General features: G+C 74.6%; 22 protein-coding genes and 2 tRNA genes. 9 read left to right on the top strand and 15 right to left on the bottom strand.

Annotated features, from left to right (window positions below; all coding sequences use genetic code 11):
• Nucleotides 1-70 precede the first annotated feature (70 nt).
• Entirely contained in the window at nucleotides 71-1,771 is a 1,701-nt protein-coding gene (locus ACFZCF_RS04715) for a glycosyl hydrolase family 18 protein (protein ID WP_388441383.1), read from the top strand.
• Between the two features lie 94 nt (nucleotides 1,772-1,865).
• Here ACFZCF_RS04715 and ACFZCF_RS04710 read toward each other — a convergent pair whose 3' ends face one another.
• A complete protein-coding gene (locus tag ACFZCF_RS04710) occupies nucleotides 1,866-3,761 on the bottom strand; it encodes an EAL domain-containing protein (RefSeq protein WP_391284601.1) in 1,896 nt (631 codons plus the stop codon).
• 358 nt (nucleotides 3,762-4,119) lie between these two features.
• On the opposite strand from ACFZCF_RS04710, the gene ACFZCF_RS04705 reads away from it, so the two are divergent.
• Nucleotides 4,120-5,370, top strand: coding sequence for a M6 family metalloprotease domain-containing protein (locus ACFZCF_RS04705; RefSeq protein ID WP_388441813.1), 1,251 nt, complete (start codon nucleotides 4,120-4,122; stop codon nucleotides 5,368-5,370).
• Nucleotides 5,371-5,443: 73 nt separating this feature from the next.
• Here ACFZCF_RS04705 and ACFZCF_RS04700 read toward each other — a convergent pair.
• The 4 genes from ACFZCF_RS04700 to ACFZCF_RS04685 all read right to left on the bottom strand — a co-directional run bounded on the left by ACFZCF_RS04700 (nucleotide 5,444) and on the right by ACFZCF_RS04685 (nucleotide 7,614).
• Nucleotides 5,444-5,517: transfer RNA gene (locus ACFZCF_RS04700), tRNA-Lys, on the bottom strand.
• Nucleotides 5,508-6,161 (bottom strand): hypothetical protein, encoded by a 654-nt coding sequence (locus ACFZCF_RS04695; RefSeq protein WP_391284599.1) that lies wholly within the window; start codon nucleotides 6,159-6,161, stop codon nucleotides 5,508-5,510. Before ACFZCF_RS04695 ends, ACFZCF_RS04700 begins: the two co-directional genes overlap by 10 nt.
• 395 nt (nucleotides 6,162-6,556) lie before the next feature.
• Complete coding sequence (locus ACFZCF_RS04690) at nucleotides 6,557-6,913, bottom strand: hypothetical protein (protein ID WP_388441375.1); 357 nt, start codon at nucleotides 6,911-6,913, stop codon at nucleotides 6,557-6,559.
• An 86-nt stretch (nucleotides 6,914-6,999) separates the two neighbouring features.
• A complete protein-coding gene (locus ACFZCF_RS04685; RefSeq protein WP_388441372.1) occupies nucleotides 7,000-7,614 on the bottom strand; it encodes a TetR/AcrR family transcriptional regulator C-terminal domain-containing protein in 615 nt (204 codons plus the stop codon).
• 82 nt (nucleotides 7,615-7,696) lie between these two features.
• Between ACFZCF_RS04685 and ACFZCF_RS04680 the strand changes: the two genes are divergently transcribed.
• Nucleotides 7,697-8,308, top strand: a complete 612-nt coding sequence (locus ACFZCF_RS04680; protein ID WP_388441369.1) for a peroxiredoxin-like family protein — start codon at nucleotides 7,697-7,699, stop codon at nucleotides 8,306-8,308.
• Between the two features lie 67 nt (nucleotides 8,309-8,375).
• On the opposite strand, the gene ACFZCF_RS04675 is transcribed toward ACFZCF_RS04680, so the two are convergent.
• Genes ACFZCF_RS04675 through ACFZCF_RS04665 form a run of 3 tightly spaced genes read right to left on the bottom strand, consistent with a single transcriptional unit; the run spans nucleotide 8,376 to nucleotide 12,453 of the window.
• Complete coding sequence (locus ACFZCF_RS04675; RefSeq protein WP_391284596.1) at nucleotides 8,376-9,722, bottom strand: AAA domain-containing protein; 1,347 nt, start codon at nucleotides 9,720-9,722, stop codon at nucleotides 8,376-8,378.
• On the bottom strand, nucleotides 9,719-11,299 hold the full coding sequence (locus ACFZCF_RS04670; protein WP_391284594.1) for a hypothetical protein: 1,581 nt from the start codon (nucleotides 11,297-11,299) through the stop codon (nucleotides 9,719-9,721). The genes ACFZCF_RS04675 and ACFZCF_RS04670 overlap by 4 nt, the downstream gene beginning before the upstream one ends.
• A complete protein-coding gene (locus tag ACFZCF_RS04665) occupies nucleotides 11,290-12,453 on the bottom strand; it encodes a hypothetical protein (protein ID WP_391284593.1) in 1,164 nt (387 codons plus the stop codon). The genes ACFZCF_RS04670 and ACFZCF_RS04665 overlap by 10 nt, the downstream gene beginning before the upstream one ends.
• Before the next feature lie 164 nt (nucleotides 12,454-12,617).
• Between ACFZCF_RS04665 and ACFZCF_RS04660 the strand changes: the two genes are divergently transcribed.
• Nucleotides 12,618-13,214, top strand: a complete 597-nt coding sequence (locus ACFZCF_RS04660; RefSeq protein WP_391284591.1) for a histidine phosphatase family protein — start codon at nucleotides 12,618-12,620, stop codon at nucleotides 13,212-13,214.
• Between the two features lie 156 nt (nucleotides 13,215-13,370).
• On the opposite strand, the gene ACFZCF_RS04655 is transcribed toward ACFZCF_RS04660, so the two are convergent.
• Nucleotides 13,371-14,657 carry a tetratricopeptide repeat protein gene (locus tag ACFZCF_RS04655; protein WP_388441354.1) on the bottom strand — a complete coding sequence of 429 codons (1,287 nt, stop codon included), beginning with the start codon at nucleotides 14,655-14,657 and terminating at the stop codon, nucleotides 13,371-13,373.
• Nucleotides 14,658-14,882: 225 nt separating this feature from the next.
• On the opposite strand from ACFZCF_RS04655, the gene ACFZCF_RS04650 reads away from it, so the two are divergent.
• Both ACFZCF_RS04650 and ACFZCF_RS04645 read left to right on the top strand, forming a co-directional pair.
• Complete coding sequence (locus ACFZCF_RS04650) at nucleotides 14,883-15,371, top strand: hypothetical protein (protein WP_388441352.1); 489 nt, start codon at nucleotides 14,883-14,885, stop codon at nucleotides 15,369-15,371.
• Nucleotides 15,372-15,404: 33 nt separating this feature from the next.
• Nucleotides 15,405-16,268, top strand: a complete 864-nt coding sequence (locus ACFZCF_RS04645; protein WP_391284588.1) for a fused MFS/spermidine synthase — start codon at nucleotides 15,405-15,407, stop codon at nucleotides 16,266-16,268.
• Nucleotides 16,269-16,284: 16 nt separating this feature from the next.
• Here the strand turns inward: ACFZCF_RS04645 and ACFZCF_RS04640 are convergent, their stop codons facing one another.
• Complete coding sequence (locus tag ACFZCF_RS04640) at nucleotides 16,285-16,863, bottom strand: hypothetical protein (RefSeq protein ID WP_391284586.1); 579 nt, start codon at nucleotides 16,861-16,863, stop codon at nucleotides 16,285-16,287.
• An 88-nt stretch (nucleotides 16,864-16,951) separates the two neighbouring features.
• Here ACFZCF_RS04640 and ACFZCF_RS04635 point away from each other — a divergent pair, with 88 nt between their 5' ends.
• The gene (locus ACFZCF_RS04635) at nucleotides 16,952-17,653 is read left to right on the top strand and encodes a response regulator transcription factor (RefSeq protein WP_388441343.1); all 702 of its coding nucleotides are present in this window, start codon (nucleotides 16,952-16,954) and stop codon (nucleotides 17,651-17,653) included.
• A 16-nt stretch (nucleotides 17,654-17,669) separates the two neighbouring features.
• The gene (locus ACFZCF_RS04630; RefSeq protein ID WP_391284583.1) at nucleotides 17,670-19,061 is read left to right on the top strand and encodes an ATP-binding protein; all 1,392 of its coding nucleotides are present in this window, start codon (nucleotides 17,670-17,672) and stop codon (nucleotides 19,059-19,061) included.
• 302 nt (nucleotides 19,062-19,363) lie between these two features.
• Here ACFZCF_RS04630 and ACFZCF_RS04625 read toward each other — a convergent pair whose 3' ends face one another.
• From ACFZCF_RS04625 to ACFZCF_RS04615, 3 genes are read right to left on the bottom strand one after another with little or no spacing between them, the layout of a single operon-like run.
• A complete protein-coding gene (locus ACFZCF_RS04625) occupies nucleotides 19,364-20,212 on the bottom strand; it encodes an ABC transporter permease subunit (protein WP_391284581.1) in 849 nt (282 codons plus the stop codon).
• Nucleotides 20,209-21,174, bottom strand: coding sequence for an ABC transporter permease subunit (locus ACFZCF_RS04620; protein ID WP_391284579.1), 966 nt, complete (start codon nucleotides 21,172-21,174; stop codon nucleotides 20,209-20,211). The genes ACFZCF_RS04625 and ACFZCF_RS04620 overlap by 4 nt, the downstream gene beginning before the upstream one ends.
• Nucleotides 21,175-21,179: 5 nt before the next feature.
• Nucleotides 21,180-22,529, bottom strand: coding sequence for an extracellular solute-binding protein (locus ACFZCF_RS04615; RefSeq protein WP_391284577.1), 1,350 nt, complete (start codon nucleotides 22,527-22,529; stop codon nucleotides 21,180-21,182).
• A 190-nt stretch (nucleotides 22,530-22,719) separates the two neighbouring features.
• Between ACFZCF_RS04615 and ACFZCF_RS04610 the strand changes: the two genes are divergently transcribed.
• Nucleotides 22,720-25,368 carry a cellulose binding domain-containing protein gene (locus ACFZCF_RS04610; protein ID WP_391284575.1) on the top strand — a complete coding sequence of 883 codons (2,649 nt, stop codon included), beginning with the start codon at nucleotides 22,720-22,722 and terminating at the stop codon, nucleotides 25,366-25,368.
• 58 nt (nucleotides 25,369-25,426) lie between these two features.
• Here the strand turns inward: ACFZCF_RS04610 and ACFZCF_RS04605 are convergent.
• Nucleotides 25,427-25,499: transfer RNA gene (locus ACFZCF_RS04605), tRNA-His, on the bottom strand.
• A 118-nt stretch (nucleotides 25,500-25,617) separates the two neighbouring features.
• A complete protein-coding gene (gene orn, locus ACFZCF_RS04600) occupies nucleotides 25,618-26,220 on the bottom strand; it encodes an oligoribonuclease (protein ID WP_169084502.1) in 603 nt (200 codons plus the stop codon).
• Nucleotides 26,221-26,449: the final 229 nt, after the last annotated feature.

The raw sequence follows: 26,449 nt of genomic DNA, 5'->3' as shown, positions 1-26,449 counted from the left end.
TCATGCGGGGGCTATCACTGCTCCAACTCCTGTACGGCACCACCAGTACCCCCCCCATCGGAGGACGCTCGTGCACCCCCGTAAGTCATTGATCGCCGCGCTGCTCAGCTCGGCCCTCGCGGCCGGCGCCCTCGCCGCCACCGCGGGCCTCGGCTCCGCCCAGGCCGCCGATGCCTCGACCACCGCCTCCGCCGGCGGGGTGCGCATCGCGTACTACGACCAGTGGAGCGTGTACGGCAATGCGTTCTACCCGAAGCACCTCGACACGCGGGGCATCGCGAGCCAGCTCGACGTCATCAACTACTCGTTCGGCAACATCCACCCGACGAACCTCACCTGTTTCATGGCCAACAAGGCCGCGGGCGACGACAACAACCCGAACGCGGGCGACGGTGCCGGCGACTCGTACGCCGACTACCAGAAGTCCTTCTCCGCGGCCGACTCCGTCGACGGCGTCGCCGACAAGTGGGACCAGCCGATCGTGGGCGTCTTCAACCAGTTCAAGGAACTGAAGGCGAAGTACCCCCACCTGAAGATCAACATCTCGCTCGGCGGCTGGACCTACTCCAAGTACTTCCACGACGCGGCCAAGACGGACGCGAGCCGCAAGAAGCTCGTCTCCTCCTGCATCGACCAGTACCTCAAGGGCAACCTCCCGGTCGAGGGCGGCTTCGGCGGTCCCGGCACCGCGGCCGGCATCTTCGACGGCATCGACATCGACTGGGAGTACCCCGGCTCGTCCGGCGGCCACCTGGGCAACCACTACGGCCCCGAGGACAAGCAGAACTTCACCCTGCTCCTCGCCGAGTTCCGCAAGCAGCTCGACGCCTACGGCGCGGCCAACGGCGGCAAGAAGTACCTGCTGACCGCCGCCCTCCCGGCCGGCCAGGACAAGATCAAGTACATCGAGACGGACAAGATCGGCGCGTACCTCGACTACGCGAACATCATGACGTACGACATGCACGGCGCCTGGGACGGCGACGGGCCGACGTACCACCAGTCCCCGCTGTACTCCGGCTCCAACGACCCGACCGACGTCATCGCGCCGGGCCAGGAGAAGTACTCGATCGACGCCGCCATCGACTCCTGGATCGACGGCAACCCGACCTACGGCATCACCGGCGGCTTCCCCGCCAACAAGCTGACCCTGGGCTACGAGTTCTACTACCGCGGCTGGAAGGGCGTGCCCGCCGGCACCACCAACGGCCTCGCGCAGACCGCCACCGGCGGCTCGAACGCCCGCCCGCTGAGCCAGCAGGCCGGCATCGCCCACTACAAGGAGCTGGGCGGCGTCGTCGACAATGCGTCCACCACCTTCTGGGACGACCAGGCCAAGTCCTCGTACTTCTACAAGGACGGCGAGTTCTTCACCGGACTCAACCAGAAGTCCATCCAGGAGCGGGTGAACTACGGCAAGCAGCGCGGCCTCGCCGGCGCGATGATGTACTCCCTCCTCGGCCTGGACGAGAACGCCACCCTGCTGAAGCAGATCAACACCGCGCTCGGCGGCACCACCGTCCCGCCGACCACGCCGCCCACCACGCCGCCGACCACCCCGCCCACGACGACCCCGCCGACCACGCCGCCGACCACGCAGCCCCCGGCCGGCTGCGGCTCGCTCCCGGCCTACGTCGCCGGCACGGTGTACAACGCGGGCAACGAGGTCTCCCACAACGGCCGCAAGTGGAAGGCCAAGTGGTGGACCCAGAACGAGGCCCCCGGCACCACGGGCGAGTGGGGCGTCTGGCAGGACCTCGGCGCCTGCTGAAGCCCTGAGCCCGCCCCGTAGGGCCGCATGAACCGCTGCCCCCGCCCGGAATGTCCCTCCGGCCGGGGGCAGTTCCATGCCCGCGCCCCCGGCCTCAGACCCGCAGCGGCGTCGTGCCCTCGATCATCGCGGCGATCCGCTCCGGGGCCACCGCCCGCGAATAGAGCCAGCCCTGCCCGGTGTCGCAGCCGATCCGCCGCAGCCGCGCCGCCTGCCCCGAGGTCTCCACGCACTCGGCCGTCACCGTCAGGCCGAGCCGGTGGGCGAGCTGCACCAGCGCCTCCACGATCAGCTCGTCCGCCGGGTTGGGGTGCTCCTCGTCCTGGAAGCCGCGCACGAAGGAGCCGTCCAGCTTGAGCACGGAGACCGGCAGCCGGCTCAGGTAGGCGAGGTTCGAGTAGCCGGTGCCGAAGTCGTCGATGGCGATCCGCACGCCCATGTCGCTCAGCGCCTGGAGGGCCTGGAGCGGGCGGCCCGCCGACCCCATCACCGCGGACTCGGTCAGCTCCAGCTGGAGCAGGTGCGGGGCGAGCCCGGTCTCGGCGAGGATGCCCGCCACGTCCGCCACCAGGTCGGAGTCCCAGACCTGGCGGACCGCCACGTTCACGCTCACGAAGAGCGGCCGCTCGCGCGGGTGGTCCTTCTGCCACTGCCGGGCCTGCTCGCAGGCGGTCCGCAGCACCCACCGCCCCAGGTCCACGATGGAGCCGTCCTCCTCGGCGATCGCGACGAACCGATTCGGCGGCAGCACCCCGAACTGCGGGTGGTTCCACCGCACCAGCGCCTCCACCCCGCGCACCGCCCCGCCGGCCAGGTCGACCAGCGGCTGGTACTCCAGGGCGAACTCCCCGCGCTCCACCGCCGGGCGGAGCGTGGAGGAGAGCGCCTGCCGGGTCATCCGGTGCGCGTTGCGCTCAGGGTCGAAGAGCGTCCACCGGGCCTTGCCGTCGGCCTTGGCCCAGTACAGCGTGGTGTCGGCGGCCTGCATCAGCCCCGTGGCCGTGGTGCCGAAGGCGGTGCGCTCGACGACGCCGATCGAGGCCGAGACGGAGAGCCGCTGCCCGCCGAGGTCGAAGGGCCGCTCCAGGGAGGCCAGCACCGAGCGGGCCAGGTCGGCGAGTTGCTCCGTACCGGTGGAGTCCTCGACGAGGACGGCGAACTCGTCACCGCCCAGCCGGGCCACGAGGTGGCCGCCGCTGCGGGTGTAGCCGGCGCTGTCGGCGCACTCGGTGAGCCGCCCGGCGACGGCCGCGAGCAGCCGGTCGCCGACCCGGTGCCCCAGCGTGTCGTTGACCGCCTTGAAACCGTCGAGGTCCAGGTAGCAGAGGCCGATCCGCCCTGTTCTGCCATGGCCGTGTGATCGGTACGACCGGTGGGCGCCGGGGGACCGGTACGGCTCGGGGGAGCCGGCCGGCTCGGTCGGTCCGGCCGCGCCGGTGGCCGCCTCGGAGCTCTCCGCCGCCGCGCACTCAAGGGCGGCCGAGAGGCGCTCGAAGAAGAGCGCCCGGTTGGGCAGCCGGGTCACCGGGTCGTGCATCTGGAGGTGGCGCAGCCGGGCCTGGAGCTCGCGCCGCTCGCTGATGTCCGCGACGGAGAGGAGCACCCGGCCGGTGTCGGGGACCGGGGCGACGGTGACCTCCGCCCACAGCTTGCGCCCGTCGGGGTGCTTGAGCCGGCGGGTGCAGCGGAAGCGGGAGCGGCGGCCGCGCAGCACCTCGCGGTAGGCGTGCCAGGTGCGTCCGTCGGCGGCGAGGTCCACCAGGTCGGCGGCGGCCTGCTCGCGCAGGGCGGCGCCGTCGGTGCCGAGGAGGGCGCCGAGGGAGTCGTTGGCGGCGACGACCAGGCCGTCCCGGTCCACCAGGGCCATGGCGAGCCGGGAGACGCGGAAGGCGGCCCGGTAGTCGTGGAGCTCACGCTCCGTGAGCGCCGGGCGGGCCGGCGGGGTGCCGGGCGGGTCTGGGTGTGCCGGTCCTTCGGGGGTTCCGCTCACCGCTCGCTCCCGTGGTGCTGGGGGGCCGTTCACATGTGGTCAGGATGGTCGGCCTCCGGACAAGTCTGCCGATCATAGAGCCAGCGCGGGGGGCCGTTCCAGCTCCTGGGCGGGTGAGCGGGGGCGCGGAGGGTGTGAGTCCGGACACCGGGCGCCGCCCCTCCGACCGATTCCGCTCGGGTCTGACGCACGGCGTCTTCTGGATGACCGATTGTGACTGTCCGTGAGGTGCACTCCGCCCGTCTCGCGTCCACCGGACGCCACGCTCTCACCCGACCGGGGCAGCGGAAATATGCGAAACACCGCGAACCGGCACAAGGTGGGGGAGGTGTCCCGCACTCGCGAACCGGAGGTCCACGTGGAGGGTCAGCAGCCACCCGGGGGAGTGGAGCGCTCCCGGCTGCGTGCCGGCGCCGCCTCGTTCACCGCGCTCGCCGCGCTCGCGGCCACCGGCCTCGTCGCCGGGCCCGCCGTGGCCGCGCCCTCGGCCGGCCCCTGCGCCCTGCCCCGTACCGCCGCCCACCACTCGCTCGGCCTCGACAGCTGGAACGGCTCCTATCCGCGCCCCGAGCGCACCCTCGACGCGGTCATGATCTTCCTGTCGTTCCCGGACGCCACCCCGCTGACCACCCCGGAGGAGCTGACCGCCGACCACTTCCCGGCCACCACCGAGTTCTTCCGGCGGGCCTCCTACGGCCGGTTCACCCTGCGCCCGCACCCGCGCACCGTCTGGACGCCGATGCCCCGCCCGTCCACCGAGTACGACATACGGCGTGACTGGGACGCCGGGAAGCGGGCGGACTACCTGCGGGACGCGGTCGCGGCGGTCGACGACTCCGTGGACTTCTCCCGGTACGACATCGTCTACCTGGTCGCCGACCCGGACGCGCCGGGCGTCGACTCGGACGCCACCAAGGTGGTCAACCTGGAGCGCCCGCTGGTGGTCGACGGGGCGAAGATCCGGCGGGTGGTCACCGTCTTCGAGCGGCACCCCCCGGACCGCAACGTCCTCGCCCACGAGACCGGCCACGTCTTCGACCTGCCCGACCTGTACCGCCGCCCGGCGGACGGCAAGGGCGACTGGGACACCCACGTGGGCGACTGGGACGTCATGGGCAGCCAGTTCGGTCTGGCCCCCGATCCCTTCGGCTGGCACAAGTGGAAGCTCGGCTGGCTCGACCGCTCCCAGGTGGCCTGCGTCCAGGGCGGCGAGCCCCGCGTGGTCGGCCTGGAGCCGGTCTCCACCGCTCCGGCGACCCCGGCGGCCCGCTCCACCCGGCTCGCCGTCGTCCGCACCGGCCGGGACAGCGTCCTCGCGGTCGAGGCCCGCGCCGCCACCGGCAACGACGCCGACACCTGCACCGAGGGCGTCCTCGTCTACCGGGTCGAGGCCCGCGCGGCCTCCGGCGAGGGCCCCGTCCAGGTCGTCGACGCCCACCCCGGCACCGAGGCCTGCTGGGAGCGCTCGGTCTACCCACCGCTCGCGGACGCCCCCATGGAGGTCGGGGAGACGCTGACGGTGCCCGGCACGGGGGTCCGCGTCGAGGTCTCCGACCGCAGCGAGTCCGGCGTCTGGACGGTGAAGATCACCCCGCCGGGCACGGACTGACCACCGGCGCCCCGAACGCGTCCCGGCATGCAAGAAGGCCCCCTCGCTTCCGCGAGAGGGCCTTCTCTGTCTGTGCGCCGCCAGGGACTCGAACCCCGGACCCGCTGATTAAGAGTCAGCTGCTCTAACCAACTGAGCTAGCGGCGCCTGCTGACGTCGTAGACATTAGCACCCTCGCCCGCGGGAGCGAAAATCGATACCCGCACGTCGGCCGCGGAAACCATCCGGGCGGCCCGCACACAGGCCCAGAGCACCACCTCCGGCCCCGGCAGCCACGGGTTCCGGGTGTCGGGGGCGACGAGCCAGCGGGGCCGGGCGGAATCCTCCTCGGCCGGGACCAGCGGCGGCACGGTCACCGCGTCGCCCGTCCCGTGGCAGATCGGCCGCGGCACGGTCTCCCCCCACTCCTCCCAGTCGAGGAGCGCGGGCAGCCGCTGGGCGGTGCCCGGCGCGGCGAAGAGCAGCGTCCGGCCCCGGTGGGAGGCCACCGGACCGGAGCCCGGACCCTCCTCCCACAGCCGGTCCAGCATCCGCCGCCCGAAGACCGGGTCCACGTTCACGACGTCGAAGGCCGTTCCGCAGGGCAGCACCGCAGGCGACTCCGGCCGCGCCTCCCAGCGCGCCAGCGCCGCCCCGAGCTCCCCGCCGGCCGCCGACGCCAGCCAGGCGGCTCCGTCCGCCGTCACCCGGGCGGTCTGGTGTCGGTCCTCGTCACCCGCCCGCAGGAAGCGGAGGACGCCGAACGGGGAGGACGGGGTGGTCTCGTCGCGCAGCCAGGTCGTCGTCGTCATGGAACAGGTCTACCGCCGGTGACGGACCGGATGCCGAGAGTCCCGAAAAGACGGACACGGTCGGCCCGGGGGGAGTATCGTGCGGCCCGCATATGGCCAGTCGCATATGCCGAACGCCCGTTCCCCCGGTCGAAGCCTCGTGCGCTCCCGGTCGACGGCGCAGTCGAAGCCGCGGTCGAAGCCGAGGCCGGCGCCGAGGCCGCAGCCCCGTGCGAGCCCGGTCGATGTCGCGGTCGACGCCCCGGCCGCAGCCCCGTGCGAGCCCGGTCGATGTCGCGCGGTCGACGCCACGGCCGAGACCCCGGTTGAAGCCCGGTCGACGCCCCGGACGACGCCGCGGCCGAGCCCGCGGGCGCAGCCAGGCCGAGCCCGTGGGTGAAGTCGCGTCGGGAGGCTCAGTCCTCCGCCGGCAGCCCTTCCGAGCGGATCAGGTCCCGCCCGAACTCGATCATCTTCCGTGCGTAGTCCTCGGTCCACGCCGCGCGCTCGGCGACGTCCGCCGTCGTCAGCCGGTCGAACCGCTTCGGATCGGCGAGCTGCGCCGCCGCCACGGCCTGGAACTCGACGGCCCGGTCGGTCGCCGCCCGGAACGCCAGGGTCAGCTCGGTCGCCCGGGCCAGCAGCTCCTTCGGGTCCTCGATGGACTCCAGGTCGAAGAAGTGCTCGGGATCGGCGGTCGCCTCGGCAGGCTCGAAGACCAGGGGCGCCGGCCGCAACCGCCGCTGTCCGCTCCGCTCCGCGGGTTCCGCCATCTTTCCGCTCCTCCTCGCGCACGTGCAGGCCCGGAACGCCGGACCACCCCCCATTCTCCCGTGCCCCGCAAGAGCGCCTCGGCGGGTCAGCCCCCGAGCCCGCGCAGCAGCATCCGGAGGCCGCCGGAGAACTCGTCGTCGGGGGCGACCCCGCGCGCGTCCCGGGCGGTCGCCGTCAGCAGGGGGAAGGCGTCCCGGGGCAGCCCGGCGATCGCCTCCGTCCCGGGGCCCGCCAGCGGGACCCGGTGCTCCAGCTGGATCGCTCCGGTCACGTACGCGTGGAGCGCCCGCAGCGCGACCACCCTCCGGGGGCCGTCGATCCCGGCCTCGGTGAGGATGCCGAGCACCGCTTCCGACCAGCGCAGTCCGCCCGGCGAGCGGTGCCGGTGGGTGAGGGTGAGCGGAACGGCCTCCGGGTGGCGGGCGACGGCCTCGCGCAGCCGCCCTGTCATGACCTCCACCCGTTCGCGCCAGGGCGTGTCGCGGGGCGGCGGGGTCGTGTCGACGGCCCCGAGGATCCGGTCGACGACCAGCCGTTCCAGCTCCTCGCGGTCGGAGACGTACCGGTAGAGCCCCATCGGGCTCATGCCGAGCTCCTTGGCGGCGGTGCGCATGGAGAGGGCCGCGAGGCCGTCGCGGTCGACGACGGCCAGCGCCGCGGCGGCGAGCCGTTCGGGGGTGAGGGAGCGGGGTCGTGGCATGGCGCTTGACAGCGTACGCCCTACGCCTACACCTTTAGGAGTACGTCGTACGCCTACGACCCCCGCCAGCGGAAGGTGACCCATGCGCACGCCCTCGCCGTCCCCCGCCCCCGCACCCGCCCGGGGCCGCCTCAGGCCCGGTGACTCCGTCCCCGTCCGCACGCTCGTCCCGGTCGTCGGCCCGCCGCTGGTCGTGCCGGACGCCGGGCGTGTCGTGCACGTGCAGTTCCGGCGCTTCGCCGGCTGCCCCGTGTGCAACCTCCACCTCCGCTCGGTCGCCCGCCGCCACGACGAGATCGAACGGGCCGGGATCCGGGAGGTGGTGTTCTTCCACTCACCGGCCGGGGAACTGCGCGAGCACGTCGCCCACCTCCCCTTCGCCGTGGTCGCCGATCCCCGCAAGGAGCTGTACGCGGCCTTCGGCGTCGAGGCGCACCGCCGGTCCCTGCTCGACCCGAGGGGATGGCCGGGGATCGTCCGGGGCGTCTTCGGCGGCGTCGTCGAACTGCTCCGGGGCCGCGGGCGGCTTCCGGCCGCCGCCCAGCCCGGCGGCCGGACCGGCCTCCCCGCCGACTTCCTCATCGCCCCGGACGGGCGGATCGCCGCCGCGAAGTACGGCGAGCACGTCTACGACCAGTGGTCGGTCGACGAACTCCTCGGCCTGGCGGCCGGCCCGGGCCGTACGGAGGCGTGACCGGCACCTCGCCGCCGTCCCCGCCCGCCGGCCCCCGTCACCGCCTCCGCTCCCGGTCCTCAGGGCGTCAGGGCGTCCAGGGGATCCGGTGTTCGGCCAGGTGGGAGAGGACCGCGTGGTTGGCCTCCCAGCCGTCGGGGAACTTGACCGTGACGCCGAGCTGGACCGGTTCCGTCGAGGGGTGCTCGTCCAGGAGGTCGGTCACGCCCGCGCGGCAGACGACCACGCAGGCGTGGCGGTGGCGGGACGCGAGGACGCAGAGGCGGCCGGTCTCCAGGTGGAAGGCGGTGGCGTCCGGACGGCCCGACAGCGGGTGCAGGACGACCGTCACGTCGTACTCGCGGCCCTGGAGGCGGTTGGCCGTGTCGACCGTCACCCCCGACACGCCGAGCGCCGCCAGGGCCGCGCGGACCGCCGCCGCCTGGTCCCGGTGCGCGGTGCCGACCGCGATCCGGTCGGCGGTCAGCGGCACCGGCGTGTCGGACCGCTCGCTGACCGCCGCGCCGCCCCGGTCCAGGAGGCGCCTGACGACCCGCGCGACCGCGTGCACCGCCTCAGGATCGGTGCGCGGAGTGTGCCGGGCGGGAAGTTCGAGCAGGCCCCAGCCGGACTCGGCGGCCTCGTCCAGGACCCGGTCCGGGGCCGAGCCGTCCGAGGGGACGCCGAAGGCGAGCCGGCGGTCGCCGGGGCCGGTGCCCGAACGGAACGGCGTGTACGGGTAGAAGGCGTCCGACACCAGCGGTGCCGCCGACGCCGGCAGCCGCCACGACACCGGCAGCCGGTGCTGCGGCAGCTCCGGGTTGTGCGCGAGCAGCGTCGACACGGCGCTCGCCGAGGGGTCGTACGACAGCCCCGCCCACTGGTCCGCGCCGACCACCGAGAACGGATCCAACTGCCCCGGGTCGCCCACGAACAGGGCCCGCTCGAAGAGCCCGGCCACGGCGAGCAGCGCGTCCGAACGCATCTGGTACGCCTCGTCCACGATCGCGTGCGCCCACGGCTCCACGTTCTTCACGTGCGCCCACTTCGCGGACGTCGAGACCACCACCGGCAGCCCCGCGAGGTCCCCGGCCTTCGCCGACTTCCGCACCTGCTCCAGCGCGTCGAGCGCCTTGTCGTACGGGTCGGCGTCGCTGGAGTGCAGCCGGCCCACCTCCAGACCGGGCTCCTTCTCGGCGAGCCGCAGCACCAGGTCGTCGACCTGCGCGTTGGTCTGCGCCACCACCATCAAAGGGCGCCCGGCGGCGGCCAGTTCGAGCGCCGCCCGCACCACGAGCGTCGACTTCCCCGCACCCGGCGGCGAGTCGACGACGACACCGCGCGCGGTGCCGTGCAGCGTGGACTCCAGGATCTCCGCCGTCGCCTTCGCGGCGGCCGCGGCGGGATCGAGCACGGCGGGGTCGTACACGGTCACAGCAGGTCCTCGGGGGTCACGGCGTCGGGCAGCTCGGCGGTGTCGGCGTGGCGCGGCGGGCCGCCGTGGGTCCACGGCGTCTCCTCCGGGTCGGGCAGTCTCGGCCCCACCCGCGTGTCGTGCTCGAAGAGCGTCCAGGCGATCCGCTCGCCCTTCTCCGGCACCGTGCCCTCCGCGGGCTCCTTCGACCGGCCCATCTTGTCCAGGAGCCGCAGCACCAGGGAACCGTCCTCCTCGCGGCCCACGAACTCCGCCGACTGCGGCTTGCCGTCCAGCGAGCGGTACACCTTCACGCCCGGGTCCAGATGCGGCCGGTCCTCGGTGCGGACCGTCAGCAGCGGGCGCGGCGCGGGCCGCTTCGACTCCGTCCACGCCATCACCACCTCGGCCACCTCGGCGGTGAACGCCTCACCGGACAACCGCCGTCCGGCCAGGACCAGCGGATCGTCCAGGGCCTCCTGCGCGTCCAGCTGCCCCTGCGCCTGCTCGCGCGCGGCGAGCTTCGCGGCGGCGGTCACGGCGTCGTCGCGGCGCGGCTGCGGCGGCTCCCCGGCGGCGATCCGGTCCCGGTGCGCGGTGAACGACCAGCGGTCCCGGGTCCACCGGTCCTCCACCCGCGCCCCCTCGGGCAGCGCCCGCAGCAGCGCGAGCGCCCGCCACGTCGCGTCCCACGTCGGCTTCAGCTGCGAGACGACGAGCCGCCGCACCTCGCGCTCGGCCCGGTGCAGCCCGGCGAGGGCCACGTCGGCCGTCTCCCCGTCCTCGGCGGCACCGACCGCCTGCCGGGCCCGGTCGTACGCCTCGATCGCGGGCGCGAGCAGCTGGTTGTCGAACGCCGGGTCGGTCGCGGGCCCGGCCGGCGGGCACAGCAGCTGCCCCCGCTCGTCCCGGGCCAGCTCGGCCCGGTACGCGGCGCGGTCGCCCCGCTCGTCAGCGGGCGGGTCGATCCACGCGAGCAGCGCCCCCAGGTGCTGGTCCTCCAGGGAGGACTGGCCGGTCGCCCAGTGCCGGTTGAGCAGGTCGGTCGCCGCGAGCAGCAGCGAGGAGCCCGGCACCCGGGCCCGCTCCCCGTAGTGCGTCAGCCAACGCCCGAGCAGCGGCACGCGCGGCGGCGCCGGATACGGCGTGTCCGGGTCCTGCTCGGCGGTGCGCCGGAACCGCGTCGACCGCCCCAGGAGCCGTACATACTCGATCCCCGCCCGGCTCGGCACGATCAGCTGCGGCGCGTCCAGACACAGCTCGACCTGGACCTTCTCCCCGGTGGCGGAGTCCTTCCGCTCCACCGGCTCGACGGCGTCCGCGAACCCGTTGACGTACGGCAGCACCTCCTCGGCCAGCTCGGCCAGGAACGCGAACCGCAGCTCCCGGTCCCGCGGCTGCGGCACCACCAGCAGCCGCGGCTCCTCCGGATCGGTGCCGACGAGCGCGCCGAGTGGCGCGCCCGCCTCGCCCGCGGTGGTCAGGGGCACGAGGACCAGCGGCCGCTCGGCGAGGTGCCGGTGCCGGACGGTCGCCAGCGGCTGGGCCCGGCCCGCCGCCACGGCCTCCATCCGGGCCAGGTGCGCGATCAGCGACATGCGGCGGCCTCCGCCTCGGCCAGGGCCTCCTGCCGCAGGGCCCGCGCCCGGCGCAGCGCGGCCACCGCCGGGTCCTCCGGCTCGCCGTCCTCGCCGCGCGCGGCGGCGAGCACCGCGCCGATCGTGGTCAGCCCGCCGAGCTCGCCCCGGACCGAACGGCCCAGGGTCTGCACCGCCTCCGCCTCCCGGGCCCGCGACCGGCAGTGGAAACCGAGCTCGCAGGCGGCCAGGCACTCCGGCGCGTAGGCGTGCGGGACCGCCTCCACGGCCGCCGACAGCTCCTCCGCCGAGCGGCCCTCCAGATCGAAGCTCAGCCCCTCGGGCAGCGCGTCGGCGATCTCGTCGATCCGGGTCAGCCGCTCCAGCTGCCGCCGGGTCACCGCCCGCTGCTTGCGCACGTCGACGACGGAGGCCGTCGGCAGGTTCGAGAAGTCCTTCGGGCAGACGAGCAGCACCGAGTGCCGGACCTCGGCGCCCTGGGTGAGCGCCGCGACCCGTTCGAGCGCCAGCACGTAGACGGCCGCCTGCCGGGCCGCGGCGCCGACCTTCGCCGCGTCCGCCGCCCCGTCGATCATCGGGAACGACTTGATCTCCACGACCGTCCACCGCCCGGCCGGATCCACCACGACCGCGTCCGGCTCCAGGTGCACGGGGGAGCCCGCGACCTCCAGCGTCAGCAGCGGATGGTCGAGCAGCGTCCACCCGTCTCCCGCGGTCGCCTCGCGCAGCGCGAGCGCCGTCCGCGCGGTCCGCCCCTCGGGCCCGGACGCCGACAGATCCGGTACGGAGACGGTCCCCGGGTCCTCGACGCCGAGGAGCCGCAGCAGCTCGCGCCCGCCGTCCGCCTTCACCTTCGCCTCGAAGCTGTTGCCCCGCACGATCGCGAACTGCGACTGGCCGAACGGCGCCGGCGCGCCGAGCCGCGAGGCCAGCGCCCCCTTGTCGACCCCCGCGCCGTCGAGCAGCGCGCGGCGCCTGCACCCCGGGTTCGCCGCCAGCGCGGCCAGCGCCCGCGCGTCCAGCGGGCGCGGCGGGACCGCCGGGCCGCGCAGCTCGGCGAGTCTCTCCCGCGTCCTGCGCCGGCTCGCCGGGGTCGGCACGGGGTCGGTCGTCTGCGGCGGCCGTGTCCCGCCGTCGTCCAGGGAAGCGCTCACCCGCGGAAGTCTCCCATCCGGCACTGACAACGCGGGCGGGTTCCGTCCCGGGGACACCGGGAGTTCGCGCCGGGGACACCTGCGGGATGATGGAGGGACCCTCCAGGGCGCCCGACGGCGAGCGCCCGCTCCCCCGTTCCCGCGCAATCTCCGGAGTCCCGCCCATGGCACCGCGCATCCTGCTCGCCCGACACGGCCAGACCGAGTGGTCGCTCCTCGGCCGGCACACCGGCAGGACCGACATCCCGCTGCTCGCCGAGGGCCGCCGCGGCGCCGAGCTGCTCGGCGAGCGCCTCCACCGGGGCCCCTGGCAGGGCCTGCCCGGGGTCGAGGTGCGCACCAGCCCGCTGGTCCGGGCGAGCGAGACCTGCGCCCTGGCCGGCTTCGGCGACCGCGCCGAACCCTGGGACGCCCTGATGGAGTGGGACTACGGTGCCTACGAGGGCCTCACCCCGGCCCAGATCCAGGAGCTCCGCCCCGGCTGGCTGATCTGGCGCGACGGCGTCCCGGACGGCGAGTCCCTCGACCAGCTGTCGGCCCGCGCCGACGAGATCGTGGAATGGGCCCGTTCGGCCGACCGCGACGTCCTGGTCTTCGCCCACGGCCACATCCTCCGCTCCATCGGCGCCCGTTGGCTCGGCGAACACGTCTCCTTCGCCTCCCGCATCCGCCTCGACCCGACGAGCCTGTCGGTCCTGGGCTGGGCGTACGGCGCCCCGGCGATCGAGCGCTGGAACGACACGGGGCACCTGGAGGGCTGAGCGCGGGTCCTGGATCCAGCCTTCCGGATCCAGCCTTCCGGATCCAACCTCCGGGATCCAACCTCCCGGAGCCGACCTCCCGGATCCGATCTCCTGGATCCAACCTCCGGGATATCAGATACCGGTTATCCGATATCGGATCCGATGTCCCCGCGCTCACCCACCCGAAAGGATGAGCCGGGTTTCGGCCAGCAGTCCCCTGATCCGTGCCGACGCGATCCCGTCCAGCGACTCCGCCACCCGCCGCGCCTCCGCCGCCGCCTCGTCGCGGCGGCCGGCGCGGGCGAGGTGGCCGGCGAGCTGGGCGCGGTAGAGGGCGAGGTTGCGGGCGAAGCGGGGGTGCTGGAGGACGGTGGCGCGGTACGAGTGCCGGGCGGCGCGGGTCCAGTCGCCGAGGGCGGCCCAGCAGTGGGATTCGAGGGCCTCCCGTTCGGGTTCGCCGAAGAAGGACATCCACTCGGGGTCCTGGTCGGCGTGGCCGCGGCCGAAGTGGTCGTGGGCGCGGCCGAGGCACTCCTCGGCGGCCGAGCGGTCGCCGAGCCCGGCCCAGGCGGCGGCCTCGCGCAGCGAGAGCAGGGCGAGCAGCCGGGGGGAGTCGAGCGGACCGGCGGCGCGCAGTCCGGCCTGGGCGGCGCGGACGGCCTCGCGGTAGCGGCCGGTGTCGAGGGCGAGGAAGGAGGTGTTGCAGAAGGCGTGCGCCTCCAGGGCCGCGTCCCCGGAGACCCGGGCGGTGGCGAGGGCCTCGGCGTAGTGGGAGCGGGCGTCCTCGTGGCGGCCCGAGTCGTGGGCGAGCCAGCCGACGGAGAGGGACAGTTCGCCCGCGCCGGCGAGCAGCCGGTCCTCGGTGGAGCGGCGGGCGGCGGTGCCCCGGTCGAGCAGGCGGTAGGCACTGCGGAGCGGCTGGGCGGCGACCTTGTAGAGGCCGTCGGCGCCGTGCCGGTCGTCCAGCAGGCGGATCTGGCGCACGGCGTCCTCGACGGCGCGGACCTCGGCCTCGCCGATGCGGTGGGTGCCGCGGGGGCTGGGGATCGCGACGGCGGTGGAGCCGAGTCCCCAGGAGGCGGCCGCCAGGCCGGCGGTGCCGCTCGTCATGAATGCGCGACGCAGCACGTCGCTCTCCTCATCGTTCCGGGTCGGGAGGGCGGGGGGCCCCGAGGCCCCGGCCGGGGCGGCCTGCCGTCGGCCGCGTACCGCCTCCCGTGCGGAGAAACCCAGGTCGGCAAGGGTGAGGCCGGGGAACATGTGCAGGAAGACCCGCTCGTACGCGTAGTTCGGGCAGCGGATCTCGCCCGCCTCCACGCGCCCGATGTAGCGGGCGTCGCACGCGACCTGTTCGCCGATCTCCCGCGCCGCCCGGCGGACCGCGGCGGCGAACTCCGCCGGGGACTGCTGCCCGCGGAGCCGTCGGAAGGCGAGATTGGGAACTGCCCGTGACATGGCCATGGCCGAGCCCTCTCCTGGTGCTGCCGGGTGTTCCGGCGGCAAGAACGTACCTGCTGTGACCGGATGCCTACGCAGAGTTTGGCTACAAATCGGATATCTCGCCTGTGATCTGCCATGAACTGCCATCCTTTGCGGCGGCGTGCCGCCGTAGCCGTTGACGCGCACGGGCGTTGAACCGTATGGGAGAGACGGAACGTGTCTCCTCAGGGAAGCGAGGAGGGGTCCATGTCCGAGAACGCCGCACCTTTCGAGACGACCACGCCCACGACCACGACGGTGACCACGACGGCGACCACGCGGGCCACCACGGCGGCGCCGCCGGCCGCGCCCGGCACCGGAGCCGTCGAGCCCTGCGACCTGGTGACGGTGCCCGCCCGGCAGGGCCTTGAGGCCGTCGACATCCTCCGCCGCCGGGGCGTCCCCGCCGTCGGGCCCGTCCTCCACGACGGCGCCTGCGACACCCTCGGCTTCCTCGTCCCGCCCGGCACCGCCGCCGCCTGGGACCTCCCCGGCAGCGCCTGCACTCGCACCTCCGGGCGCGGTCTGCGCCTCCCCGAGCTTCCCGAACTGCCCGACCCCGCCGGGGACGCGCCCCGCCCGGCGGGCTGGCTGCTGCCCCCCGGCGACACCGGTCCGGTCACCGACCCCGCCGACCTGCGCCGCGCCCTGGGCGAGGCGGCCCGCCTCATCGAGGCGGCCGACGGCTGTCACTGAACGCCGCCTTCCGGGGCCGCCGATAATGGACGGATGGCCAGGAAGAAGCAGAGCGAACGGGCGACGGCAGACACCGTCTCCGAGACCGTCGACGGCGGGCTCGCCGAACTGATACCCGACCGCGACCGCCCCCGCGCCTGGACGCTGCTCCTCGACGGCGCCCCGCAGTCCCACGTGGACCTCGACGACCCCGCCGCGCTCACCTTCGAGTACCAGCGGAGGCTCGGCCACGTCGCCGACCTCGCCGCCCCGCCCGGCCGCCCCCTCCAGGCCGTGCACCTCGGCGGCGGCGCCTTCACCCTCGCCCGGTACGTCGCCGCCACCCGGCCCCGCTCCACCCAGCAGGTCGTCGAGCTCGACGAACCCCTCGTCCGCTTCGTCCGCCGCACGCTGCCGCTCGACCCCGGCGCCCGGATCCGGGTCCGCGCCGTCGACGCCCGCGCCGGCCTCGCGAAGATCCCCGACGGCTGGGCCGACCTGATCATCGCGGACGTCTTCCGCGGCGCCCGCACCCCCGCCCACCTCACCAGCACCGAGTTCCTCGACGAGGTGCGGCGCGCGCTGCGGCCCGGAGGCACGTACGCCGCCAACCTCGCCGACGGCCCGCCGCTCGCCCATCTCCGCGGCCAGATCGCCACCGCCGCCGGCGTCTTCCCCGAACTCGCCCTGATCGCCGACCCGACCGTGCTGCGCGGCCGCCGCTTCGGCAACGCGGTCCTCGTCGCCTCGGCCCGCGAACTCCCCGTCGCCGACCTCACCCGCCGGGTCGCCACCGACCCGCACCCCGGCCGCGTCGAACACGGCCGCGCCCTCGCCGACTTCACCGGCGGCGCCACCGCCGTCACCGACGCCACCGCGAAGGCCTCGCCCGCACCCCCACCGTCCGTCTTCCACTAGCGGGCCCGCGGCACGGCTAGTTCGTGCGGTCGGCGACCTCCACCCGGGGCGCCGAGTCGTGCCACACGCAGAAGACCGACACCTCGCGGTCGCCCTGCGTGAAGGTCACCCGGATCCACGACGGCTGCTTCCACACCTGCATCTGCCAGCCCGACGCCGGGATCGCCGAGACCAGCTCGGCGGAGCTCTCGCCCAGGTCGAAGGTCACCCGGCCGCCGTCCACCGAGGTGGTCCTCACGGAGGAGGCCGCCGAGGCCGGCGGCGGGGTGGCCTCCGTCGGTGTGGCCGGCCGGGTGGCCGGAGCGGCGGCGGTCCCCGACGCGGAAGGGGACGAGGAGGGGGACGCCGGCGGCGCCGGTGCCGACGACGGGGTGGCGGCGGGAGGCGACGGGCGGCGCGTCGAGGCCGTCACGGGGTCGCCGATCGCCGTCTCGGCCGGCCCCCGGCCCTCCGGCGGGCCGACCGGCAACGGCAGGGCGCGCGGCGGGTCGTAGACCGTGCCGGACAGCACGGTGTGCACCCCCCACCAGGAGAGCGTGACCGCCGCGCCGGTGGCGAGCGACCAGGCCAGGGCGTGAACGAGTCCTCTTCGCATCCGGGCCATAGTGCACCACGCCCGCCCGGCGCGGACCGGAAGGCGAGGAGTGGCCGGGGCGTCCCTCGGATGGCGTACGGTGCGGGCCATGGCAAGTGTGCTCGTGGTCGAGGACGACCAGTTCGTGCGCTCCGCCCTCATCCGGCAGCTGACCGAAGCCTCCTACACGGTACGGAGCGTCGGCACCGCCCTGGAGGCGCTGCGCGAGGTCGCCCATGTCCGCTTCGACGTGGTCGTCCTCGACCTCGGCCTGCCCGATCTGGACGGGTCCGAGGCGCTGAAGATGCTGCGCGGCATCACCGACGTACCGGTGATCATCGCGACCGCCCGGGACGACGAGGCGGAGATCGTCCGGCTGCTGCACGCGGGCGCCGACGACTACCTGGTGAAACCGTTCTCCGTCGAGCACCTCACCGCCCGGATGGCCGCCGTGCTGCGCCGCTCCCGGGCCGTCTCCGGCGAGTCCGCGCCGACCGCGGAGATCCGCGTCGGCGGGCTCGTCGTCGACCCGCTGCGCCGCCGGGCCGAACTCGACGGCTTCGCCCTCGACCTGACCCGGCGCGAGTTCGACCTGCTCGCCTTCCTCGCCGGCCGGCCCGGCGTCGTCGTGCCCCGCAAGGAGCTGCTCGCCGAGGTGTGGCAGCAGGCCTACGGGGACGACCAGACCATCGACGTCCACCTGTCGTGGCTGCGGCGCAAGCTGGGCGAGACGGCCGCCCGGCCCCGCTACCTCCACACCCTGCGCGGCGTCGGCGTGAAGCTGGAACCGCCGCGGGAACCCCAGCCGTGAGACGGGAGCGCCGGGCGTGAGATGGGCCCTCGTGAAGGTGTCGCTGGCCGTCACCGTGATGGTGGTCATCGCCTTCGCCGTCCCCCTCGGCCTCGTCGTCGAGGAGATGGCCCGCGACCGGGCCTTCTCCAACGCCGAGCGGCGCGGAGCCGGCCTCGCCCCGGTCCTCGCGATCACCACCGACCGGACGGAGCTGGAGAAGGCCGTCGCCACCACCGAGGACGGCGCCGCCGGCCAGCTCGCCGTGCACGTCCCGCCCGCCGCGCCCGGCGACGAGGCCCTGGAGATCGGAACCCGCCGGGCCGGGGCCGAGGAGCTGACCGCCACCCGCACCCTCGGCCGCGCCTCGATCACCGAGGTGCCCGGCGGCTACGCCCTGCTCCAGCCGACCGCACTGAGCTCCGGGGAGGTCGCCGTCGTCGAACTCTTCGTCCCCGAGGGCGAGGTGACCAACGGCGTCGCCACCGCCTGGCTGGTCCTCGCCGGGGTCGGCGTCGCCCTGGTCGTCGGCTCCCTCGCCGTCGCCGACCGGCTCGGCGTGCGCATGGTCCGGCCCGCGCAGCGCCTGGCCCGCGCCGCCCACGAGCTCGGCGAGGGCCGGCTCGGCGCCCGGGTCGCCGAGGAGGGTCCGCCCGAGCTCAAGTCGGCCGCCGTCGCCTTCAACTCCATGGCCGACCAGGTCGTCCAGCTCCTCGCCAACGAGCGCGAGCTCGCCGCCGACCTCTCCCACCGGCTGCGCACCCCGCTCACCGTGCTCCGCCTCAACGCGGCCTCGCTCGGCTCCGGGCCCGCCGCCGACCAGACCCGGGCGGCCGTCGAGCAGTTGGAACGCGAGGTCGACACCATCATCCGAACCGCCCGCGAGGCCAAGCCGCGGACGACCCCGCCGACCGGACCGGGGGCCGGCTGCGACGCCGCCGAAGTGGTGCGCGAACGGATGGAGTTCTGGTCCGCGCTCGCCGAGGACGAGGGACGGCTGGTCCGGCTCGCCGGCGTCGAGCGCCCGGTACGGATCCCGGTGGCGCGCCCCGAGCTCGTCGCCGCCCTCGACGCGCTGCTCGGCAACGTCTTCCGGCACACCCCGGAGGGCACGGCCTTCTCCGTCGACGTCCACAACGGCGACGACGCCGTCATCGTCCTCGTCTCCGACGCCGGGCCCGGCATCGCCGACCCGGACGCCGCGCTCGCCCGTGGCAACAACGGCACCCGGGCCGGTTCCACCGGCCTCGGCCTCGACATCGTGCGCCGCATGGCCGAGACCACGGGCGGCGACGTCCGCCTCGGCCGTTCGGTCCTCGGCGGCGCGGAGGTGCGCGTCTGGATCGGGCTCGGCGGACACCGCCACGACGGCTCGGGAGGCCGCCGCTCGCACCGCCCGGCCCGCCGCCGCAAGGCCGGCCGGCGCTGAACCTTTGCCCGCGGTGATGGCCGCCTTAAGCGGAGCCTAAGGAACCCGACCGCGGTCCGTCCTGCGGCAATTGTCCGCCCGTCCGGCGCTAGCGTGCTGCCCGCACCCCCGCACCACCCGCACCCCCGCACCACCCGCACCCCCGCACCCCCGCACCCCCGCACCACGGAGGCAGCACGCACGGGCAGCAACGGGCACCGGCGCAGGACCAAGGCGTTCGCCGCCCACCGGCAAGCCATCCCGTCCCCCCACACCGCGTGCCCCGGCCGGGCCACCCCACCTCCGGCCGGGGCACGCTTCCCTCAGCCCTTCACGGCCCCCCGCATCACCCCGCCCACGATCTGCCGCCCGAACAGCGCGAGCACCAGCAGGAGCGGCAGCGTCCCGAGCAGCGCCCCCGCCATCACCACCGAGGTGTCCGGCACATAGCCCCGGCCGAGACCCGTCAGCGCCACCTGCACCGTCGGCTCGCCGGTCTGGGTCAGCACCAGCACCGGCCAGAAGAAGTCGTTCCACGCCGCCACGAACGACAGCATCCCCAGGACCGCCATCGCCGGCCGCGCCGCCGGCAGCACCAGGTGCCACACCACCCGCGCCGTCCCCGCGCCGTCCATCCGCGCAGCCTCCAGCAGCTCCGGCGGCAGCGCGCCCCGCAGGTGCTGGCGCATGTAGAAGACGCCGAAGGCCGAGACCAGCGACGGCAGCACCACCGCCTGGAGCTGGTCGGTCCAGCCGAGCCGGGCGACCAGCAGGTAGAGCGGCACCACACCGAGCTGCGGGGGCACCAGCATCGTCGCCCCCACCAGGAGCAGCAGCGGCCCGCGGAGGCGGAACCGCAGCCGGGCGAAGGCGAAACCGGCGAGCGTCGAGAAGAGCACCGTCCCCACCGCCACCGCGCCCGCCACCAGCGCGGTGTTGGCGAGGGCCTCGCCCATCCCGCCCTCGCCCCAGGCCACCGCGAGGTTGCGCGGCAGGTTCCGCCCGAACCAGAAGGGCGGCGGCGACTGGGCGAGCCGTCCGCTCGTCCGCGACGCGGCGACCGCTGTCCACAGCAGCGGGAAGACCGACACCGCCGTGAACAGCGCCAGGAGCAGGTACGTACCCCACCCGCCCCGCTCGTACGACTCCGGCGCCCCGTCCCGGCGGCTCACCGCGCACCCCTCACGCGGGCGAGCCGCACGAGCCCGAGGACCACCACCAGGAGCAGCAGCATCGCCCAGGCGATCGCCGCCGCCCGTCCCAGGTGCAGGTTCACCCAGCCCTGTTCGTACAGGTAGAGCCCGAGCGTCTGGTACTGGTGGTCGGCGCCGCCCGAGGCGCCCGCGCCGCTGCTGAAGAGCAGCGGCTCGCCGAAGAGCTGCACCGCCCCGATCGTCGACACGAGCCCGGTGAACGCCAGCGCCGGCCGCAGCCCCGGCAGGGTGACGTGCCGGAACCGCCGCCACCGCCCGGCCCCGTCGAGCGCCGCCGCCTCGTACAGCTCGTGCGGGACGGTCTGCATGGCGGCCAGGTAGATCAGCGCGTTGTAGCCGGTCCAGCGCCAGATCACGATCGACGCGACCGCGAACTTCGACGCCCACGGCCCGTTCTGCCAGTCCACCGGGTCGAGCCCGACCAGCCCGATCGCCCAGTTCACCATCCCCTGGTCCCGCCCGTAGAACAGCGCGAAGACCAGCGTCGCCGCCGCCACCGAGGTCGCGTACGGGGCGAGTGCCGCCACCCGGAAGAAGAGCCGTCCGCGCAGCCGGGTGTCCAGGAGGTGCGCCACGCCGAGCGCGAGCAGCAGCTGCGGGACGGTGGCGAGGACCCCGATCAGCACCGTGTTGGCGAGCGCGTTCCAGAAGAACTCGTCGGTGAGCAGCCGGGCGTAGTTGTGCGCGCCCACCCACTCCCGGGCCTCCGGCGCCGTCAGCTCCACCCGGAACAGCGAGGTCCACGCGGTCGCCACCAGCGGGAACAGCCCGAAGGCCCCGAACAGCAGGAAGAAGGGCGCGACCAGCGCGTACGGCGCCGCGCGCGACCGTAGCCGGCCGAGCCGCTGCCGCCGCTCCCGGCTGCCCCGGCCCGCCGGCACCACCGGCGCGAGCACCCGCTCCACCACCTCCTCGGACATCGGGCTCACCGGTCCAGCGCGTTGTCGATGGCCTTCATCGCCGCCCGCCACGCGGTGTCGGGCGAACGCCCCGTCTGGTCGACCTGGAGCATCCCGGTGTCGGAGAGGATCGTGTTCACCAGCCCGTCCTTCGGCCCGACCGGCGCCACCGGCACCCCCCTGGCCGCCGCCGAGTAGATCCGGCCCACCGGCGCGTCCCCGAAGTACGGGTGCCGGGCGCCCCGCACCTGCGGCAGCCCGAAGGCGGCCTCGGCGCTCGGGAAGCTGCCGCGCCGCTCGAAGAGCACCGCCTGCTGCTCGGGCGCGGTCAGCCAGGCCGCGAGCTCGGCCGCCTCCTCGACGTGCTTCCCGGCGGCCGGGACGACCAGGAAGGAGCCGCCCCAGTTCCCCGGCCGCGGCGCCGCCGCGATCTCCCACTTCCCCTTCCCGTCCGGACCGCCCTTGTCCTGGATGTAGCCGAGCATCCACGCCGGGCAGGCGATCGAGGCGAACCTGCCCTGCGCGAAGCCCTGGTCCCAGTCGGGGGTGAACTGCTGGAGCCGGGCGGTCAGTCCGTCCGCCGCGAACCGCGCGCCGAGGTCCCAGGCGGCCCGCACCGCCGGGTTGGCCGCCACCACCAGCCGGCCCTCGGCGTCGTAGTAGCGCAGCCGCGCACCGGAGATCACGGCGCCCATGACCCCGGAGGCCGAGTCGGTGAAGGCCACGCCCTCCGGTGCCCGCGCGGCGAACCGGCGGCCCGTCTCCAGGTACTTCTCCCAGTCCCCGGCCCACAGCCGGCCCACCTCCTCCCGGTCGGTGGGCAGCCCGGCGGCGGCGAAGTGGTCCTTGCGGTAGCAGACGGCCAGCGGGCCGATGTCGGTGCCGAGCCCCAGGACCCGCCCGTCCTCGGTCCGCGCCTGCGCCCACTTCCAGGGCAGGAAGGCGGAGGCGCGCACCCCGGGCGCGCGGGCCAGGTCGACGAGCCGGCCGGCCTGGGTGTCGACGACCTCCGCGATGTTCCCGACCTCGACGGCCTGGACGTCGGCGAGGCCCGCGCCGGCCGTGAGGTGGGTGAGCAGCTGCGGGTAGTAGACGTCGGCGCGGGCGAGGGAGGTCTGCCGGACGGCCACGTCCGGGTGGAGCCGCATGTACGCGTCGTACAGCCCGGCCTCCTTGAGCCCGAAGGTGCCGTACACGCCGACGGTGAGGGTGATCGGCCGCCCCGAGCCGTCGACGGTCTCCCCGGCGCCGGCCGCCGGGGGCGTCGGCGGGTCGTCCGCGCAGCCGCCGAGCAGCGCCGCGGCGAGCAGCGGCGCCAGGGTGCGGGCGCGGGCGCGGGCCCCGGCCCGTCGTGGTGTCGCGTTCCTCCGCCCCATGTTGCCGACCGTAGGCGGCGGGGGAGGGGCGGCCGGTGGGGCGGCGCCGGGGCCCGGGCGCGCCTCACCCGTTCGGCTCCCGGTGGCCCCGCGTCGTCGAACGTCTTCGACGGCTCCCGTGTCTTGACCGTGTTCTGACAGGACTCGGATAGTGGGAGCGCTCCCATACCCACTTCCCGACGGGATACCCATGCGCAGACCACGACTCCTCGCGGGGCTCGCGGGCCTGGCCCTCACGGCCGGGCTCCTCGCCGGCGCCCTGCCGGCCGGCGCCGCCGAGCCCGCCGCACCGGCCAGGACCGCGGCGGCCCCCGCGTACACCTGGAAGAACGTCCGCGTCGACGGCGGCGGCTTCGTCCCCGGCCTGGTCTTCAACCGGACCGAGAAGAACCTCCTCTACGCCCGCACCGACATCGGCGGCGCCTACCGCTGGGACCAGTCCGCCTCCTCCTGGATCCCGCTCCTCGACCACGTCGGCTGGGACGACTGGGGCCACACCGGCGTGGTCTCCCTCGCCTCCGACACCGCCGACCCCGACAAGGTGTACGCCGCCGTCGGCACGTACACCAACGACTGGGATCCCGGCACGGGCGCCGTCCTGCGTTCCGCCGACCGGGGCGCCACCTGGCGGCGCGCCGACCTCCCCTTCAAGCTCGGCGGCAACATGCCGGGCCGCGGGATGGGCGAGCGCCTCGCCGTCGACCCGCACGACAACCGGATCCTCTACCTCGGCGCCCCCAGCGGCAACGGCCTCTGGCGTTCCACCGACTCCGGCGCCACCTGGGCGAAGGTCACCTCCTTCACCAACCCCGGCGACTACCGGCAGGACCCCACCGACACCAGCGGCTACAACTCCGACGCGCAGGGCATCGTCTGGGTCACCTTCGACGAGTCCACCGGCACGGCGGGCGGCGCGACGCGGACGATCTACGTCGGCGTCGGCGACAAGGAGAACGCCGTCTACCGCTCCACCGACGCGGGCGCCACCTGGACCCGCCTCGCCGGCCAGCCCACCGGGCTCCTCGCCCACAAGGGCGTCCTCGACGCCGAGAACGGCTACCTCTACCTCGCGTACAGCGACACGGCGGGCCCGTACGACGGCGGCAAGGGCAAGGTCCACCGGTACACGACCGCCACCGGCGCGTGGCGGGACATCAGCCCCGTCGCCGAGGCCGACACCCACTTCGGCTTCAGCGGCCTCACGGTCGACCGGCAGCGCCCCGGCACGGTCATGGTCTCCGCCTACAGCTCCTGGTGGCCCGACACCCAGTTCTTCCGCTCCACCGACTCCGGCGCCACCTGGACCAAGGCGTGGGACTACTCCTCCTACCCGACCCGCGCCGACCGCTACACGATGGACGTCTCCTCGGTGCCGTGGCTGACCTGGGGCGGCAACCCCGCCCCGCCCGAGCAGGCCCCCAAGCTCGGCTGGATGACCGAGGCCCTGGAGATCGACCCCTTCGACTCGGACCGGATGCTGTACGGCACCGGCGCCACCGTCTACGGCACCACCGAGCTCACCCGGTGGGACACGGGCACGAACTTCACCATCAAGCCGATGGCGAAGGGGCTGGAGGAGACCGCCGTCCTCGACCTGGTCGCGCCGCCCTCCGGCGCCCCCCTGATCAGCGCCCTCGGCGACGTCGGCGGCTTCCGCCACACCGACCTGTCGGCCGTGCCGCCGATGATGTTCACCTCCCCGAACTTCACGTCGACGACCAGCCTCGACTACGCCGAGGCGAACCCGGACACGCTCGTCCGCTCCGGCCACCTCGACGGCGGGCCGCGGGTCGCGTTCTCCACCGACAACGGCGCGAACTGGTTCGCCGGGAAGGAGCCCGCGGGCGTCACCGGCGGCGGCACGGTCGCCGCGGCCGCCGACGGCGGACGCTTCGTCTGGAGCCCCGAGGGAACCGCCGGCGTCCACGCCGCCACCGGCTTCGGCACCTCCTGGACGGCCTCGGCCGGCATCCCGGCCGGCGCCGTCGTCGAGTCCGACCGCGTCGACCCCAAGACCTTCTACGGCTTCCGGGGCGGCACCTTCTACGCCTCGACCGACGGCGGCCTCACCTTCACCGCCAGGGCCACCGGACTGCCCGCCAAGGGCAACGTCCGCTTCAAGGCCGTCCCCGGCAGGAAGGGGGACATCTGGCTCGCGGGCGGCGCCCCCGACGCCGCCTACGGCCTGTGGCACTCCACCGACGGCGGCGCCACCTTCACCCGGGTCGCCGGCGTCGACCAGGCCGACGCCGTCGGCTTCGGCAAGGCCGCCCCGAACACCGCCTACCCGGCCCTCTACTCCAGCGCGAAGATCGGCGGCGTCCGCGGCATCTTCCGCTCCACCGACGCCGGCGCGACCTGGGTCCGGGTCAACGACGACGCCCACCAGTGGGGCTGGACCGGCGCCACCATCACCGGCGACCCGCGCGTCTACGGCCGGGTGTACGTGGCCACCAACGGCCGCGGCATCGTCTACGGCGACACGAGCGAGCCCGGCGGGGGAGGGGGCACCGGCCCCACCGACCCGCCGGACCCGGTGGGGGCCTGCAAGGCCTCCTACAAGGTGACCCACCAGTGGCAGGGCGGCTTCCAGGCGGACGTCACCGTCACCAACACCGGCACCGCTCCGCTGACGGGCTGGCGGGTCGGCTGGGAGTACCCGGCGGGGCAGCGGGTCGCCCAGGCGTGGAACGCGAGGGTCGCCCAGACCGGCACCACCGTGACCGCGACGAACCTCTCGTACAACGGCGCGGTCCCGGTCGGCGGCTCCGTGACCTTCGGCTTCAACGCCTCCTGGACGGCGTCCAACCCGCCCCCGACGACCCTCGGCTGCGGCTGAGGCGTCCGGGGAAACGACCGAGGCCCCGGTTCTTCCGAACCGGGGCCTCGACCTTCAGGGTGAGTAACGGGACTCGAACCCGCGACATCCTGGACCACAACCAGGTGCTCTACCAGCTGAGCTATACCCACCATGACCGGCGATTTTCCCGAAGGTTTCCCCGACCGGCCGAGAAGAAGTCTACAGGGTTCCGAGGGGTGCTCGCGCACACGTTTTCCCCGGGTGCGCGAGCGGGCCTTCCGGGGGGTCCTACTCCGCCGGGACGACGTGCCGGGCCGCGATCTCCTTCGCGGTCTCCGAGTCGGGACCGGGCTGCGGCACGAAGACCGCCTCCCGGTAGTAGCGCAGCTCGGCGATGGACTCGCGGATGTCGGCGAGCGCCCGGTGGTTGCCGTTCTTCTCCGGACTGTTGAAGTACGCCCTCGGGTACCAGCGGCGCGCCAGCTCCTTGACCGAGGACACATCGACGATCCGGTAGTGCAGGTGGCCCTCCAGAGCGGGCATGTCGCGGGCGAGGAAGCCGCGGTCGGTGGAGACCGAGTTCCCGCACAGCGGGGCCTTGCCGGGCTCCTTCACGTGCTCGCGGATGTACGCGAGGACCTGCGCCTCCGCGTCGGCCAGCGTGGTGCCGCCGGGCAGCGCGTCGAGCAGCCCGGAGGCCGTGTGCATCTGGCGCACGATCTCCGGCATGGTCTCCAGGGCGCGGTCCGGCGGACGGATCACGATGTCCACGCCTTCGCCGAGTACGTTCAGTTCCGAGTCGGTGACCAGCGCGGCCACCTCGATGAGTGCGTCGTCCGTCAGCGAGAGCCCGGTCATCTCGCAGTCGATCCACACCATGCGATCGTTCATGCGTCCTACCTTAGGCGGCGAGGCCCCCGGAGAACCGCCCCCGTGCGCAGGGGGAGGCCCGGGAGGCGTCCGGAGGCGGCGACGGGCGCCCGGGAGGGGGCGGTCCCGCCGGGCCTCCGGCGAGGTTCCTGGGACGCCGACGGGCGCCCGGGGGTGGTGTTCCCCGGGCGCCCGTCGGTACTGCGGTGCGCCGCTTGTGGCGGCGGCGGTCCTCGGCGCCGGTGGCGTG

Origin of the sequence: Streptomyces sp. NPDC007945 (genome assembly GCF_042958885.1) — a bacterium.
Taxonomy (GTDB): Bacteria; Actinomycetota; Actinomycetes; order Streptomycetales; family Streptomycetaceae; genus Streptomyces.
The sequence above is the reverse complement of the archived record's forward strand: the minus strand, read 5'-3'. Positions and strand labels throughout refer to the sequence as shown.

Bases quoted from the DNA above. Each gene is read 5' to 3' on its own strand.
- ACFZCF_RS04695 (WP_391284599.1), bottom strand. From the start codon at position 6,161: ATGACGACGACGACCTGGCTGCGCGACGAGACCACCCCGTCCTCCCCG.
- ACFZCF_RS04690 (WP_388441375.1), bottom strand. From the start codon at position 6,913: ATGGCGGAACCCGCGGAGCGGAGCGGACAGCGGCGGTTGCGGCCGGCG.
- ACFZCF_RS04685 (WP_388441372.1), bottom strand. From the start codon at position 7,614: ATGCCACGACCCCGCTCCCTCACCCCCGAACGGCTCGCCGCCGCGGCG.
- ACFZCF_RS04680 (WP_388441369.1), top strand. From the start codon at position 7,697: ATGCGCACGCCCTCGCCGTCCCCCGCCCCCGCACCCGCCCGGGGCCGC.
- ACFZCF_RS04670 (WP_391284594.1), bottom strand. From the start codon at position 11,299: ATGTCGCTGATCGCGCACCTGGCCCGGATGGAGGCCGTGGCGGCGGGC.
- ACFZCF_RS04660 (WP_391284591.1), top strand. From the start codon at position 12,618: ATGGCACCGCGCATCCTGCTCGCCCGACACGGCCAGACCGAGTGGTCG.
- ACFZCF_RS04655 (WP_388441354.1), bottom strand. From the start codon at position 14,657: ATGGCCATGTCACGGGCAGTTCCCAATCTCGCCTTCCGACGGCTCCGC.
- ACFZCF_RS04650 (WP_388441352.1), top strand. From the start codon at position 14,883: ATGTCCGAGAACGCCGCACCTTTCGAGACGACCACGCCCACGACCACG.
- ACFZCF_RS04645 (WP_391284588.1), top strand. From the start codon at position 15,405: ATGGCCAGGAAGAAGCAGAGCGAACGGGCGACGGCAGACACCGTCTCC.
- ACFZCF_RS04640 (WP_391284586.1), bottom strand. From the start codon at position 16,863: ATGCGAAGAGGACTCGTTCACGCCCTGGCCTGGTCGCTCGCCACCGGC.
- ACFZCF_RS04635 (WP_388441343.1), top strand. From the start codon at position 16,952: ATGGCAAGTGTGCTCGTGGTCGAGGACGACCAGTTCGTGCGCTCCGCC.
- ACFZCF_RS04620 (WP_391284579.1), bottom strand. From the start codon at position 21,174: ATGTCCGAGGAGGTGGTGGAGCGGGTGCTCGCGCCGGTGGTGCCGGCG.
- ACFZCF_RS04615 (WP_391284577.1), bottom strand. From the start codon at position 22,529: ATGGGGCGGAGGAACGCGACACCACGACGGGCCGGGGCCCGCGCCCGC.
- ACFZCF_RS04610 (WP_391284575.1), top strand. From the start codon at position 22,720: ATGCGCAGACCACGACTCCTCGCGGGGCTCGCGGGCCTGGCCCTCACG.
- orn (WP_169084502.1), bottom strand. From the start codon at position 26,220: ATGAACGATCGCATGGTGTGGATCGACTGCGAGATGACCGGGCTCTCG.